Annotated in this window: 16 protein-coding genes; 6 read left to right on the top strand and 10 right to left on the bottom strand. The window is 46.2% G+C overall.

Annotation, left to right across the window (positions count from 1 at the left end; genetic code table 11):
- Positions 1–35: 35 nt before the first annotated feature.
- From ACS5WU_RS07200 to ACS5WU_RS07180, 5 genes are read right to left on the bottom strand one after another with little or no spacing between them, the layout of a single operon-like run.
- Positions 36–1,295: a CdaR family protein gene (locus ACS5WU_RS07200; protein ID WP_046443567.1), complete on the bottom strand. Its 1,260-nt coding sequence runs from the start codon at positions 1,293–1,295 to the stop codon at positions 36–38.
- The gene (cdaA, locus tag ACS5WU_RS07195) at positions 1,292–2,149 is read right to left on the bottom strand and encodes a diadenylate cyclase CdaA (protein ID WP_052740458.1); all 858 of its coding nucleotides are present in this window, start codon (positions 2,147–2,149) and stop codon (positions 1,292–1,294) included. Before cdaA ends, ACS5WU_RS07200 begins: the two co-directional genes overlap by 4 nt.
- Positions 2,150–2,160: 11 nt before the next feature.
- The gene (locus ACS5WU_RS07190; RefSeq protein ID WP_465089063.1) at positions 2,161–3,264 is read right to left on the bottom strand and encodes a SpoIIE family protein phosphatase; all 1,104 of its coding nucleotides are present in this window, start codon (positions 3,262–3,264) and stop codon (positions 2,161–2,163) included.
- Positions 3,233–3,478 (bottom strand): hypothetical protein, encoded by a 246-nt coding sequence (locus ACS5WU_RS07185; protein ID WP_046443565.1) that lies wholly within the window; start codon positions 3,476–3,478, stop codon positions 3,233–3,235. Before ACS5WU_RS07185 ends, ACS5WU_RS07190 begins: the two co-directional genes overlap by 32 nt.
- 9 nt (positions 3,479–3,487) lie before the next feature.
- Positions 3,488–3,700, bottom strand: coding sequence for a hypothetical protein (locus tag ACS5WU_RS07180; RefSeq protein ID WP_046443564.1), 213 nt, complete (start codon positions 3,698–3,700; stop codon positions 3,488–3,490).
- Positions 3,701–3,822: 122 nt separating this feature from the next.
- On the opposite strand from ACS5WU_RS07180, the gene ACS5WU_RS07175 reads away from it, so the two are divergent.
- From ACS5WU_RS07175 to ACS5WU_RS07160, 4 genes are all read left to right on the top strand, one after another.
- Positions 3,823–4,110: a hypothetical protein gene (locus tag ACS5WU_RS07175; protein WP_046443563.1), complete on the top strand. Its 288-nt coding sequence runs from the start codon at positions 3,823–3,825 to the stop codon at positions 4,108–4,110.
- A complete protein-coding gene (locus ACS5WU_RS07170; RefSeq protein ID WP_046443562.1) occupies positions 4,107–4,316 on the top strand; it encodes a hypothetical protein in 210 nt (69 codons plus the stop codon). The genes ACS5WU_RS07175 and ACS5WU_RS07170 overlap by 4 nt, the downstream gene beginning before the upstream one ends.
- Before the next feature lie 114 nt (positions 4,317–4,430).
- A complete protein-coding gene (locus ACS5WU_RS07165; protein ID WP_465089062.1) occupies positions 4,431–6,689 on the top strand; it encodes a glycosyltransferase family 2 protein in 2,259 nt (752 codons plus the stop codon).
- Between the two features lie 57 nt (positions 6,690–6,746).
- Entirely contained in the window at positions 6,747–7,628 is an 882-nt protein-coding gene (locus ACS5WU_RS07160) for an aldose 1-epimerase family protein (protein ID WP_465089061.1), read from the top strand.
- Positions 7,629–7,724: 96 nt separating this feature from the next.
- Here ACS5WU_RS07160 and ACS5WU_RS07155 read toward each other — a convergent pair whose 3' ends face one another.
- Positions 7,725–8,063: a hypothetical protein gene (locus tag ACS5WU_RS07155; protein ID WP_046443560.1), complete on the bottom strand. Its 339-nt coding sequence runs from the start codon at positions 8,061–8,063 to the stop codon at positions 7,725–7,727.
- A gap of 245 nt (positions 8,064–8,308) precedes the next feature.
- Between ACS5WU_RS07155 and ACS5WU_RS07150 the strand changes: the two genes are divergently transcribed.
- On the top strand, positions 8,309–9,235 hold the full coding sequence (locus ACS5WU_RS07150) for a GtrA family protein (RefSeq protein WP_046443559.1): 927 nt from the start codon (positions 8,309–8,311) through the stop codon (positions 9,233–9,235).
- A gap of 184 nt (positions 9,236–9,419) precedes the next feature.
- Complete coding sequence (trxA, locus tag ACS5WU_RS07145) at positions 9,420–9,737, top strand: thioredoxin (RefSeq protein WP_046443558.1); 318 nt, start codon at positions 9,420–9,422, stop codon at positions 9,735–9,737.
- A 154-nt stretch (positions 9,738–9,891) separates the two neighbouring features.
- Here trxA and ACS5WU_RS07140 read toward each other — a convergent pair whose 3' ends face one another.
- The 4 genes from ACS5WU_RS07140 to ACS5WU_RS07125 form a co-directional block, all read right to left on the bottom strand.
- Positions 9,892–10,104 (bottom strand): cold-shock protein, encoded by a 213-nt coding sequence (locus ACS5WU_RS07140; RefSeq protein WP_046443557.1) that lies wholly within the window; start codon positions 10,102–10,104, stop codon positions 9,892–9,894.
- Positions 10,105–10,316: 212 nt separating this feature from the next.
- Positions 10,317–10,958: a nitroreductase family protein gene (locus ACS5WU_RS07135; protein WP_046443556.1), complete on the bottom strand. Its 642-nt coding sequence runs from the start codon at positions 10,956–10,958 to the stop codon at positions 10,317–10,319.
- Between the two features lie 57 nt (positions 10,959–11,015).
- Positions 11,016–12,263, bottom strand: a complete 1,248-nt coding sequence (locus ACS5WU_RS07130) for a glycosyltransferase family 2 protein (RefSeq protein ID WP_052740456.1) — start codon at positions 12,261–12,263, stop codon at positions 11,016–11,018.
- A 196-nt stretch (positions 12,264–12,459) separates the two neighbouring features.
- On the bottom strand, positions 12,460–13,926 hold the full coding sequence (locus ACS5WU_RS07125; RefSeq protein WP_046443555.1) for a GntR family transcriptional regulator: 1,467 nt from the start codon (positions 13,924–13,926) through the stop codon (positions 12,460–12,462).
- Between the last annotated feature and the right edge of the window lie 156 nt (positions 13,927–14,082).

Below are 14,082 nucleotides of genomic sequence, written 5' to 3'. Positions count from 1 at the left end.
CTTTGCAGCCATGTCTTTTATTGTTCAGCCCGTTTTCAGGTGATCGTTACAGTCACCGTAGCCTGCGACGGCTCCAACCGCACGCCGAGGTCCGGTTCATTTTCAAACTTAACCGGCACATTTTCGTGAACACCCTTTGAAAGGCCAGTCAGGTCTACAAACGGCTTGATTTTTGAGGAGGTGATATCATTTGTGTCATACACTTCCTGCGTGCCGTAGACATTGATGTCGATTGCCGTCGGACTGATGCTCGCCGTAAGCCCGTCCTCCAGGTTCCTTGCCCTGATTTCCTTGGCGGAATAGGTCCGCATGATCTCCGGCTGGGAAATACTCAGTTGCAGCTTTACAGTGGACGGCGTTGCCGCAATCACGCCCTCAGGCAGCTTGACCTTTGCCTCGATGATCATATCGCCCTGGGCGCCCTCCAAATCGATTGGCTCAAGCGATACCGAAGTAACCGGATCGATATTTTCCAGCGTCCCCGCGATGCTGACCGTTTCCGGATCCACAGTCAATTTACTGATTTCAAAGCCCGACGCAAGCCCCGTGATGCTGCTTTTCACAGCCTCCGTATCAATCGGCACATCCTTTTTGGGATAGACGGGCATTTCCACAATAACCGACGGAACCCCTGTAAACAGGTCGCCTGAGAGCTCGTTTCCGTTGCTGTCGACAAGCGTTACCTTATAGCTCTCTTTGGTAGAAGTTTCCATGGAGTCTATATTGATATAGCAAATTGCCTTGGATACCTTTTCTACATTTGATTTGGAACCGCTGACGCTGACATTCGCCTCATCAAGCACAGGCTGCCCATAATAGAGCCAGTCCTTCTGGTCTCCCGTGAGTTTCACTTCCACCGGCACCTCACGCGATGCAATTTCTTCTATTGTAATGGTGACCGTTTCCGGATCCTTGCTGACAATCGTACTTTGACTGAATGTGCTCGTTGCCTTCACAGGCAGCGTGTATTCACCTACGTCATTGATCGAGGAAAGGTCTACGGTAGCCCTGATCATATTCTCATTCAAATACTGCAAAGCGTCCGCATTTGTTTCCGCCTCCACCGTTACCGATTTTAAGAGCTCGGAAAGAGGTACCGTGGATGTAAGGCCCTTTTGCTTGAGCTCGTCCGCCGCTGTAAAGGTGACGGGAATATCTTTGAACACTTTTGATTTGGGCGGATTGGTCTCGGCGATCATGAAGCTCCACAAAACGAGTGCAAAAATAAGCGCAATCAGCTTCATTTTCCAATTATTGACAAATATCCGTTTGATGATATCCACAACTTTACTCAATTATCGTCACCCACCTTACGTTTGAATTTTGATCCGGTGAGTTTTTTACTTCCCTTTTCCTCCGTTTCCGGAAGATAGAGCTCGGACAATATCTCCTTTAACGCTTTCGCATCGATGTAGCGCCGCAGCACGCCGTCATACGCAAAGGAAATAATTCCCTTTTCCTCCGATACCACCAGCACATACGCATCTGATACCTCGGAAACCCCCAGGGATGCCCTGTGCCGCGTTCCAAGCTCCTGCGCTACCTGTTTATTATCAGATAACGGCAGAAAGCAGCCTGCGGCGACAATGCGGTCGTTACGCAGGATCATCGCCCCGTCGTGCAGGGGCGTATTGGGATAAAATATATTCTCGATCAGTTCACTGGAAATATCAGCGTCAAGCATTGTGCCTGAATCCATCACGTCCCCAAGCCCTGTTTTTCTCTCAAACACAAGAATCGCGCCCACTTTTTGTTTGGACATACTAAGCATTGCGCGTGAAATTTCTTCGATGATATGCTCGGCATTTTTCACTTCCATCTGGGATTTGGTGGCGAAGGTGAAAATTTTGCCGCGTCCGAGCGCTTCAAGCGCGCGCCTGATTTCCGGCTGGAATAAAATCACGATAATGACAGCCCCCGCGCTGAGCATGGTATTCATCAGCCACGAAGCCGTTTGCAGATTGAGTGCGACAAAAACCCTTGATAAAATAAGGATGATTCCCACTCCGATGAGCACCCTCACCGCCCGCGTCCTCGCAAGCAGCTTAATCAGCCAATACAGTATGACTGTTACTATAATGATGTCTACTACGTCACGCCAGGAAAACGCTATCAACGCATTCCCGATCGCTTCAAATATTCCGGTCAACCGTATACTCCTTATCCGTTTTTCATACACAGCAGCATCGTAAGGTCGTCCTCAGGGTTGCTGTGCAATTCTTCCCTCACTTCATCAATAAAATCTTCGCTGCGGAAATCCTCTCTTCCAAGCAGTTCAAAAAGCCGGTCTTTTACTTTTGGATCGCTGTGGATATTATCTACGCCATCCGTGTAAATCAGCATCCGCATGCCTTCCTGAAACGTAAAAAAGCCGTCCTGGTAGGATTCGTCCCCAAACCAGTCGCATAATGGATGCGACGGCATATAAAGCTCTTCAAATTTTCCTTCGTGGTAAACGACCGGCATCACGGAAAAGCCGGCATTGGAATACGCAGCCTGATTCGTTTTAAGGTCTATAACCGTGATAAATGCCGTGATATAAATCGAATCCGAAAGATTGAGATCCACATATTCCTTTTCCGCGTAGGAAAGTATCTCCGACGGAAGGAAGTTGCCCATCAGGCACGCTGCGCGAACCACCCTTGAGAAGAATACTGCCAGCATCGCCGGCATAACGCCATGTCCGGAAACGTCCGCCACGTAAATAACAAGCTTGTCATCATACACCGTGCAGTCGTAGATGTCGCCTCCTACCGCTTCGCATGGAAAAAATCCTGCTGTAAGCTCGTACTCATCCACCTTGGGGAGCGCTCCCTTCACAAGGGCCTCCTGCAATTTACGCGCGAGCTGCAAATCCTTTTGCATTTTCGCATTTTGCATCAACAGGTTTTGTTTGATGTTGTAGTCAAGCGTAATATCGCGAAACACCTCAACCGCCGCATTGACTTCATCCCCTGAGGTGGCCAGCGGCGAAACCGTCACCGAATAAACGCGCCCTTTGACCTTGCGCGTCAGGCGCCGCGGATCTCCGGTACGCATTACATCGCGCGACAAGCAATTTTCACATCGTATTTTCTGGTGAAACGGCTCATAACATTCCCGTCCAACCGATTCCCCAAACCGCTTCACAAAGGCCTCGTTTGTCATAAGAACCGTGCCATCCTTGGCAATGACACGAACCATATCGCTCATTGCATTGATGATAGACGAAATATATTCCGTATTATAGGTGCTATTCTTCAAATTGTTCTCCCTCATCTTCATTGAGCAGTTCCTGTAATTTCATAATATCGATGCCGATACCGCCGCACATTTCATTTTGCTTTAACAGCTCGCCGTCCGTAAGGGGCTTACCAAGAGCAATCCTGCTGCTGCTCATCTGGTTCAATTTTTCACGTTCTTTTGCAAAGAGGCGCATTTTTTCATCCAGCTCGCGTAGCATTTCACGCTCGGCTTCGCCGTTATTATTTTCCTTCATGACAGTTCCTCACTCGTCTGCAATTACCGCTGATAGGATTCCTTTTCTGTCAAAAACACGAATTGCTTTTTTTTGAGTACAATATACGGTTATCTTTTCTTCCGCGATATTACGTATATATACCCGCCGCTGCGAAATTCCCTTTTTTCCATCATATACAATAATAACCGGTTTATCTTCCCGCTTCGCAAAAATGAGCGTCCGATCAATAATATCACTCATAAATATATATCCTTTATATTATAATACTAACATAAACGTCATCCTTTGTTAACAAGAATTAAGTAAATTTTTTATGTCCTTATACCTCATCGCGTGGTATAATATCGTCAAAGGATGAAGCTATGGATTTAACGCACTTGACAATTAATCAGACGATCGGTACAATCGCCTTTCTGGCGGGAGTTGTACTATTGCTGATCGAGCTTTTCCGCAATGGCCTGAGCAAGATCAGTATTTTTTCTTACGGCTGCTTTGTGCTGAGCAGCATCCTTCTTTCCAGCGATATCTGGCTGTGTATCGTTGCAATCGCCGGGCTTACAGTGCTTTTTGGCATACTGCTGAAGTTTTACCGGCGCGAGGTGCGGCGGCGCGCAAAAACCGCAGCTGAAAAAAATGAGGTGGAAAAATGAAGATCTGTCCTCTCTGTAAAACAAAATTCGAAGATTCCGCGGAGTTCTGCCCGCACTGCAAGGCGCAACTCGAGGATTTGAAACAGGTGGAACAGGAAGAAAAAAAGCCTGTTCCCAAATCTTTTTGGATCGCCCTCCTTGCGACCTTTGCGTTTATCGGCGGTTTTATCCTGTTATATAAGCTCGTCTATTCGCAGTTTATGTAACAGCTTTTGATTGCAAACAGGAATCATGACATTGCTGTCATATTCCTGTTTTTTTATGTTATAATATTGTTTGCAATCAAAAACGCCGAGGCGTTAAAACGATGGAGGAAACGGATGTCTAAACTGGCTAACTTACGCAAGGTGACCAAAAAGCTAAAAGGACAAAAGCTCAAAAGGATGACGGCGATCATCAGGGATTACGGTCTGTCGGAATTTCTGCGCAAGGTAAAGCAAAAAATGCAATTTGGCGACGAAATCACCGATATTTACCAGCATGTTGGGCTCATTACCAACGAGTCCTTTATCAAGGACGTGCAAAACCCGGCAGGGTACCATCCTGAAAAAAGCGTCAGCTTTATGACCAGGCCGCTTTCCCACAACATCGGACGCGTCGATATCCTGACACAAAACCCGGATGGAAACGGTACCCTTACGATGACGATCAAAAATGCAAAGGGAGAAATTCTGCGCGAAATGACAGCGGCGGACGTTAAGCATAACGGCTACACGGTTTTTACCTTTTTACCAATCCTGAAAGCCATACAGGTTCCGCACTATTTTACGTTTACCTCAGACCGTGAGGGTTGCGGGGTGCTTGTAAACCGTAAAAAGAAGCGGCACGGTTTTTCCGTGGAGGGCGGCGGCTGCGTCGCCTGTAAAATATATATGCAAAAGGATGCGCAGTATCTTTACTGGATGAAAAACAACGATCCAACCCCGGAAAAACTCCAAGCCCAGCGCGCGCACGTTTTTGCGTTCTCACCCAAAATCAGCGTCCTTGTGCCCCTCTATAATACGCCCGAGCGTTACTTGCGGGATATGATAGAATCTGTGATCGCACAAACATATGCAAACTGGGAGCTTTGCCTTGCGGACGGCAGCACGCAGGACGGGCTTGAGGAAATTATCTCCTCTTACCGCGACGAGCGCATCGTATACAGGCGGCTTGAAAAAAACGAAGGGATTTCCGGCAATTCCAACGAAGCCATCAAAATGGCGACAGGCGAATATATTGCGCTGCTCGACCATGACGATCTTCTGATGCCGCAGGCCCTTTATGCGAATGTGGAGCTGCTCAACAAGGACAGGGATTACGAATTCATCTATTCCGACGAGGATAAGCTTACAGAAGACGGCGAGCGCCGTTTCGATCCCTTCTTTAAGCCCGATTTTTCACCGGATATGCTTCTTGCCTTTAATTATATCACGCATTTTGTGGTCATCAAAAAATCACTTTTGGACGAGGTTGGTTACTTCCGCAAAGAATTTAACGGAGCACAGGATTACGACCTTTTTTTGCGCCTGACTGAAAAGGCAAAAAAGGTTGGACATATTTCAGATATCCTTTACCACTGGCGTTTGTCCCTGGGTTCCACCGCTTATTCCTCGGATGCAAAGAGCTATACTATAGAAGCCGGGCGCTCAGCCCTCGAGGCGGCTTTTTTACGGCGCGGCCTGCTGGGCGCGCATGTGGCGAATAATACGCTTGATAATTACTACATCACAAGCTACGATATTCCTCAGCCACACCCGTTGATCTCCATCATTATTCCCAACAAGGATGAAAAAAAGACGCTCAAAAAGTGTATTGATTCCATTCTCAGAAAATCGACCTACGATAACTTTGAGATTATTATTGTGGAGAACAACAGTACCGGCAAAGAGATTTTCAGTTATTATGAGACGCTCAAAAAAAATCCGAAAATACGGATCGTGGAGTGGAAGCATCCATTCAATTATGCAGCGCTCAATAATTACGCCGCAGCGCAGGCAAAAGGAGAGCTTTTGCTCTTTATGAACAATGATATGTCCGTGATTTCCGGGGACTGGATGGAACAAATGGCGATGCACGCCCTGCGCCCGGAGATCGGGCAGGTTGGAGCGAAGCTGTATTACCCGGACGACACAATACAGCACGGCGGCGTTGTACTCAAAATCGGCAGGGTTGCCGGGCACTCACATAAACACCTCAGCCGTTACGAAGTAGGTTCCTTTGCCCGGATGATCCTCACGCACAACGTATCCGCAGTAACCGCCGCCTGTATGATGATGCGCGCAGCGGTATTCCGTGAGGTCGGCGGCTTTGACGAACAATTCGTAGTCGCTTTCAATGATGTTGACCTTTCACTTAAGGTGCGCGATCAGGGCTATTACATTGTGTGGACACCGTTTGCGGAGCTTTATCATTACGAATCCAAAACACGCGGTTATGAAGAGACTCCTGAAAAAATCAAGCGTTTTGAGGGCGAGCAGGAAAAATGGCTCGCAAAATGGGATAAAAAGTATCCTTACGATCCATTCTATAACAGGAACCTGACCAATGAACTGGAGGATTATTCGATCAATGTGGAAAAAATCAAACATGTCGACTGATCCTGTTGATTGACAAAAAACTATTGAGGGTAAAAAATAAAAAAGGAGATAAAAACCATGATTTACACGATCGAAAACGATTCAATCCGCGTTCAAATCTCAGACGTCGGCGCGGAGCTGCAATCCATTGTCGGCAAAAAAGACAATACGGAATACCTGTGGCAGGGAGACGCGCAGTACTGGAGCGGGAGGGCGTATAACCTGTTCCCGATCTGCGGACGCCTGACGGACGGAAAATATACCTATCAGGGCAAGACCTATGAAATGAACCTGCATGGGTTTGCACGCAAATCCGAATTTGCAGTAAAGGAACAGACGCTCGACTCCATTACCTTCCGTTTGAAGGCAAATGAGACGACGCTGGCGCAGTATCCGTTCCGCTTCGACCTGCTGATCACCTATACGATCAAGGGCGCGAGCCTCAAAACAACCATCACTGTAAAAAATGACGACACGCAAAGCATGATATTCGCGGTCGGCGGGCATCCGGGCTTCAACGTGCCCATGAATGAAGACGTTCCCTTTACGGACTACTACCTTGAATTCGACTGCGAAAAACCCGCTAAGGCGATCGTCATGAGCCCCACCTGCTATACCACAAGGGACACCGAAGACTTCCCGCTGGAAGGCGGTACCACGCTGCCTCTGCGCCATAACCTGTTTGATAACGATGCAATCGTCCTGCAGGATATGTGCAAAGCTGTGACGTTAAAATCCAGGACAGGGAAAAAATATATCCGCGTAGAATATCCGGATATGAATTATCTCGGCTTGTGGCATGCGCCCAAGACCGAGGCGCCCTACCTTTGCATCGAACCCTGGACGAGCGTTCCGGCCTATGACAGCGAGGTTGACGACCTCGAGACAAAGCGCGATATGCTCCGTCTCGAAGCGGGCGAAACGTATAAAAACAGTTATACGATTGCAATAGAAGGCTGATTTTTGGCATTCCCCTCCAGATACAAAAGCCCCGTTCTTCCGAAATGAACGGGGCTTTTCTTTTTGAAAATTCCTGCTTTACTATTCAGCCTGTGCTTATGGGGTAAGCTGGTACAACGTAAAAAATCCCAGAAAACCCTTTTCCTGATAGGTAACGCTTTGCCCGTCCCGTTCAAACTGGTACCGTCCGTCCCCCAGCTCCTGCATCTGCCAGCCATTTTTCAGCATCATGTCCTGAAATCTTCCTTTATCTTTTTCCCTTATTATATAATCCCCATCCTGCAGGTCGTATACGCTTCCCGTGACGCCTGTGATCATTGCACCCTTGATCTCGCTAAGCGGAAGATATTTGTCAAACGTCCCCTGTCCTGCAAATACAAAAACAAAAATAATAAACAAAAGCAAAATAATAATAACGTTCCGGATCGCCTTCATATGCGTCATTCCTTTCCCAGTCAATTATAGCAATTTGTCAAAAGATTGGAAACAGGCTTTTGGTATAAATTGCAAATGCAAGCAATTTATCGTAAGTTTTACATAGCCGGCTTTCCGCAAAACCGCTGTAAAAATTATATAGCGGCGCCTGTTAAAAATCAAAACTCAACTTTTTCTTTCGATCCTGCAAATTCCATATGGCGTACATTGCGTTTCAGGCGTTTCGGTGGTAAAATAATAACATTATGAATCATGAAACGACAGCGGTCCTGCTGCTTGGGCCGGACGAAAAACTACAAAATGAGCTGCTTGACGCAGGCGCTTTCGTATCGGTATATTCCGGAAAAAGCGTTCGAAGCAGTTTGCGCGAATTAGCTTCTGATACAACGTATTCCATCTTTGTGACAGTTGATCCTGCCGATGGCTTTTCTTCGGCTGACATACTTAAGGTTGCCGGGGATGCTTCTGCCCATCCCTCCGACATTATCGTCGGCGAGCGGAAAACCCCTGAGAAAAAGTCGCTCGCACATACAATTTACTGCTTTCTGGCGGGCGTCGAAACAAAGGATATCACCTCTTCCCTGATTGGAATGTCACGCGAAAATCTTGAAACGATGCTTGCAATGAAGGGCAACGACAAGCTGTTTTTACAGAACGTTATTCTGGAAGCCCGCGCAAAGGGCATTGCCGTAAAAGATGTGGAAACAGGCGTCGCGCTCAAAACAGAACCTGGTTTCAATATACTCAAAACCGCAAAATTATATCTGGTGTTCATTAAGTTCAGCATTTCCGCATTTATTTCATATCTTGTGGATATTGGTACCTTTTACGTATTCCAAAAGGTATTTTCTTTCCTGGATGACGAATTCAAAATTTTGACCGCTACAGTGCTTTCAAGGATTCTTTGTTCGATTGCAACCTATATCCTTAACAGGAGCGCGGTCTTCCAGTCCCAGGCTAAATCCGCAGGAACTGCCGTACGGTTTGTGATCCTTGCGGCGATCCAGCTTGTCGCTTCGTGGCTGCTCGTATGGGGCATTGGCTCGTTGCTTGGCGGAGGGGACGAGGTCAATACCATTCTCAAGGTCGTCGTGGACCTCGTGATCTTTATGGCAAGTTTCACAATCCAGCGCGACTGGGTATTTAAAGAATCCAAGGGCCTTTTAAAGTAACGGTATAAAAAACAAATCAAACGCCTGTTCGCAGCATTGCGCGCAGGTTTTTTTTATCTCTGCAAAGGTATATTTCAGAGATAAAAAACAATATCATTTATTTTAATAAAAATGTTTTATGCCCTCCCTTGTTGTTTAGATATAAATTGTACCTTAATTAATGATTTTTAGAGGAGTGGATAAAATGAGTATTAAACATATCAATGAAGCACAATTTGATGCGGAAGTATTGCAGGATAAGGGTTTGGTTCTTGTTGATTTTTATGCGGACTGGTGCGGTCCATGCCAAATGCTCGGCCCGATTATGGAAGAGGTTTCCGACGCGCTTGGCGATAAGATTAAAATTGTAAAAGTCAATGTGGACGAGGCTCAGAGTATCGCGCAGCAATATGGGGTTATGTCTATCCCGACCGTATACCTGTTTGACGCAGGTTCGAAAATGAGCAAATTTGTAGGCGTGAAATCGAAGGAAGAAATTATTGATTTTATCGAAAACGCTTAAAAGCCGGTTACCAAACGCGGAGTGATCTGCGTTATCCTATACCCCCAATCATAAAAAACGGCGTTCTATGAACACCGTTTTTTATTTGCGTAAATCTTCTGTAAATAAAAAGCTTTCCACTTTAGTGAAAAGCTTTTTTGTTCATGCTTTTGCTTTAGTCGATGCAAACATTGACCGCTCTGATTTTGTTGCTGTCACGCGAATCCTGCTCTGTGTCATATGTTACTTTCTGTCCTTCAGCAAGTGTTTTATATCCATCTGTCTGAATCGCAGAAAAATGTACGAATACATCATCCCCGCCGTTATCATCCGAAATAAAACCAAACCCTTTTTCTGCATTGAACCATTTTACTGTACCGTTATTCATGAACCAGTACCTCCAAATAAAAATAAAAATTGTAACCGATCTATAAATGAAAAACACATATTTTGCAAGGCATCTACGTAATAAATGACTTACAAAATATGTGAAAATCAATTAATACATCAACTACTTTTTTTATGTTATCACATTCTTTTAATCTTGTCAACGAAAAAACAGCGTTCCCGCCTGACTTTTGAACGCTGTTTTACAATTTCCTATTTTTTGATTTCCAATATTTCGTCAAGTGGCTTTAACGTTTTTTCCATAGGCGTATATTTTGGCCTTCCCATGGGTATCACGCTGATGAGTTGCCTGTTTTCTTCCTTCACGCCCAAAAGCTCCGATATCTCCTTGTGCGCGATGACCGGATCGATCATCCAGCAGCAGCCATAGCCCATATCCTGCATCTGAAGCATCATATTTTCCACCGCAGCGCCAATGGTAAGCACATCAGGATAAGCGATCGTATCCATCATCTGGCGGTGCGTATATCCGTTCCTCATAAAAAATTCCGTAACGCGCGGATCAAAATAATCAAGATGATCCATATAGACGAACATCACAAGCGGCGCTTTGCGAAAAAACGTTGTTGATTTTACCCTGCTCGTAATAAATTTTTCATCCGACTTACCATCCTGGTAAAACTCCTCGATTGCTTTTCCAGTCGCGTCCGCAACTTTCCCAATCAGCTCTTGATTCGTTACCGCAACAAAATGCCAGCACTGGCTGTTGCAACCGCTGGGCGCGGTACGGGCTGCTTCTATAAACGCCTTAATATCCTCGTCCGGCACCGGGGTATCTTCAAATTTACGAATGCTCCTGCGCGAGCATGCCAATTTATAAAAATCCTGACCCATGTTGATTTCCTCCTTTAGCGCACATCCTCTTTTGAAAATGTCTTCTGTATTTTTATGTTACCCTGCAATATTAACATCGTCAATCGTATATTTGCTGTTGTGCACGATCGGCACCCATTCCGTCCGCGGATGGATCAGCGCCGCAAGCGCAACGCACATCATTGTAAACATGAAGATAGGATACAGCCATATTCCACGCTTCATGCTGCGCGCATCCTTGTTCTCGAGCCTTAATGTCAAAAACGCTACAATAACGGCAAGCAAATAACCAAAGGCCATTGTTATCCCCATAACAGGCAGCGCCCACGCTGAAAGTACAGGATTGAGCATCATGCCGACTACCGCTACTACATTGAGCGGAATCGCAAGGCCTGTCGCCGGAATAAACAGGATATACCACGCGAGGTCCAGCGCCTTTTTATTGCCGCCAAACACGCTTTTCATAATTGTGGAAAAATACAGGGGAATACACTGCAACCCGCCGATCATCCAACGAAAGCGCTGCTTGAGCGATACATCGAGCGTCGAGGGCTGTTCATCATAAAAAACAGCCTTGCGCGCCGGCAATATCTTGTTTCCTTTGCAAATCTGCTGGATTGAAAACTCAACGTCTTCGGTAAGTGATTTTGTGTTCCAGCCTTCTTCCCCAAGCGCCGCCAGCTTAAAAGCAAAGCCGGTTCCGCCCACCATACTCGAAAGATTCATCGTATGGCGCGAGGTATAATAAAAACGCATCAGCATCAGCCAATATATGGAATATACCTCGCTGATCCATGAATCGTGCACATTTTTGCTGTCGCGGTAGCCTAGGGCTACATCCGCCCCCGAGCAAAGCGCGTGGTTCATCTCAACCAGGAAATCCGGCGCAGCAAGGTTATCTGCGTCAAAGACGCATATTGCATCGATATCCTGCGAATGGTTTTCCTGCAGTTTATCGATCCCAAAATGAAGCGCAAAGCCTTTTCCCCGCTGCTCCGCGTTAAAACGTTCGTATACAATCGCCCCGTTATCCCTTGCGACCTGCGCCGTAGAATCAGTACAGTTATCTGCGATAACGAACACCTGGTATTTATCACGCGGATATTTCTGCTTTTCAAGGCTGCCGATCAGGTTCCCGATCACATTTTCTTCATTGCGTGCACAAATCAGTATGGCAAAACGGTGTTGCTTTTCTTCCAGCTTTTTGAGCTCTTTTGGTTTGCGCAATCCCATGAGGGTAGTGACTACCGTCCATAGAGTGATCGGCGCGGTAATAATCGTTAAAACAATGGTAATCCATTTACAGATTTCAAATCCAATCTCCATAGCCCCTACGTCCCCCCAAAGTATTTTATCCCATTCCCAGTTATGTTTTTTATTATACCTGAAAATGTCTTATAAGTCTTTAAGAACTCCTTAATTTTTCAAAGTTTTTAGAAAGGCGATTTCCCTTTATGAAAGCAACCTTCCCTGCCCTGCCCAAAACCCGGTGAATGTCTGACAAACAGATACCTGAAAGGTCTTATTCCTGGTAAATGGTGGGCCGGGGTGAAATGATCCCGGCCGCCTGGGTGATCCCCATTTTCAGCATTGTCTTCTTCGATGTTTCAAAAACAAAAATCATCAGTTTTTCCATCTCACACGCAAAACGGTTTCCATCCCTTTGTTCGAGGCTTTCAAGAAGCGCCGCGGCGAATGGCACGAACCGTTTTTCCTTATTCCTTCCAGAATACCTCAGCGGATAGCCCCAGATCAGGAGTGTCAAAAGTTTTTTATAGATTTCCCGCAATGTTGCATGACTGTTGTATTTGGTGACCAGCGCCAGGAGAAGGCCGGGCAGCGCGGAAAAATCCTCCATGGCAATTTCTTCCCGCAGTTTTTGTATGACCGTCCGGAAGGTCTCTGCCCCAACGCGGGGAAACGTATCCTTTACCACCGCGGCACAGGTGACTGCGAAAATCTGCATACTCTGCAGGTATAAAAGCAGGTTTCTCCTGATTGCCTGAGATTCCCAGTCTATTTTATCCTCCCCTTCAAAGGCCGGCAGGCTGCGCGTTCCTTTTCCATTTACCGTTTCAACCGCTCCAATGCTGCAAAGCAGGCTTAGCGCCCTGCGCATCGTCATAACGGAGGTGTCATACTCCTGCGCGAGTTTGGCTGTCGACGGCAAATAACCTCCTAGGGGAAATACTCCGAAATTGATTTTCCAGACGATATTTGTGGCAATGGAAAAATAGCTCTCCGGCCTTCCCGTATGCAATCTCCAGCGGAATGGTACCTGCTCTATCCGGCCTTCATCCTCACAGGCCAAATCCGCATACACACGGATACGCTCCCCATAGCGCCGGTAGATATCGTTAATTTCATCCCACAACCGTTTCCAGTCATTTTGTTCCCTGTAAAGCAGCGTTTTTTCGAGTACCGCTTTCATACCGCGATAATACCTGCCGTCTATTTTGTTCTCCTGAAGCATATTATCCGTATACGCGAAATGGATAAACATGATCACATCCGTATAAAGATCCTGCATCAGAGTATTTCCGGTTTTTTGGAACAGATATTGGAAATAGTCGACAAAATATTGCCTGTTTTTATCCGGATCGGCTTTTACCGTCATTACACGCAACGCTTCCATGTCCTCTTTTTCGCATACCAAAAAACCCTGCAGCTGCATCGGGGCAAAAATCAGCTTCATGCTTGCTTCAAAATCAATCAGCGCTGCTTTACGTGAGAAAAAAAGGTCGCGTAAATCCCTGTTGCTTTTTTGGGGGCATTTTTGCACGACCGCAGGTCTCCCTTTCCCCATGGAAACAATCCCCCGCGCTTCCATTTCTTTCAGCGCGCTGCGCGCTGTATTGGCGGATACGCAAAACTGCACGCATATCTGCCGTACGGAAGGCAGCTTATCGCCCTTCTCATAAAAGCCAAGATTGATCCGTGAAATAAAAAATTCCGCAATCATCCAATATAATTTTTTATCCTGCTTCATAACGCCCGCTCCCTCCTGGACATGCCGGGAATCAAATATCGTTCTTATTTTATCAGTTTTTCTGTTTTTAATCCATGCGATTCTTGTATTATCAGTTTTTCTTCTTTATAATATAACATATACCAACATGAACAAGGTTTTGCATGAAATCGCACT

The sequence above is a fragment of the Christensenella sp. KGMB01412 genome, from assembly GCF_055522415.1.
This window is presented reverse-complemented; position numbering and strand designations above follow the sequence as displayed.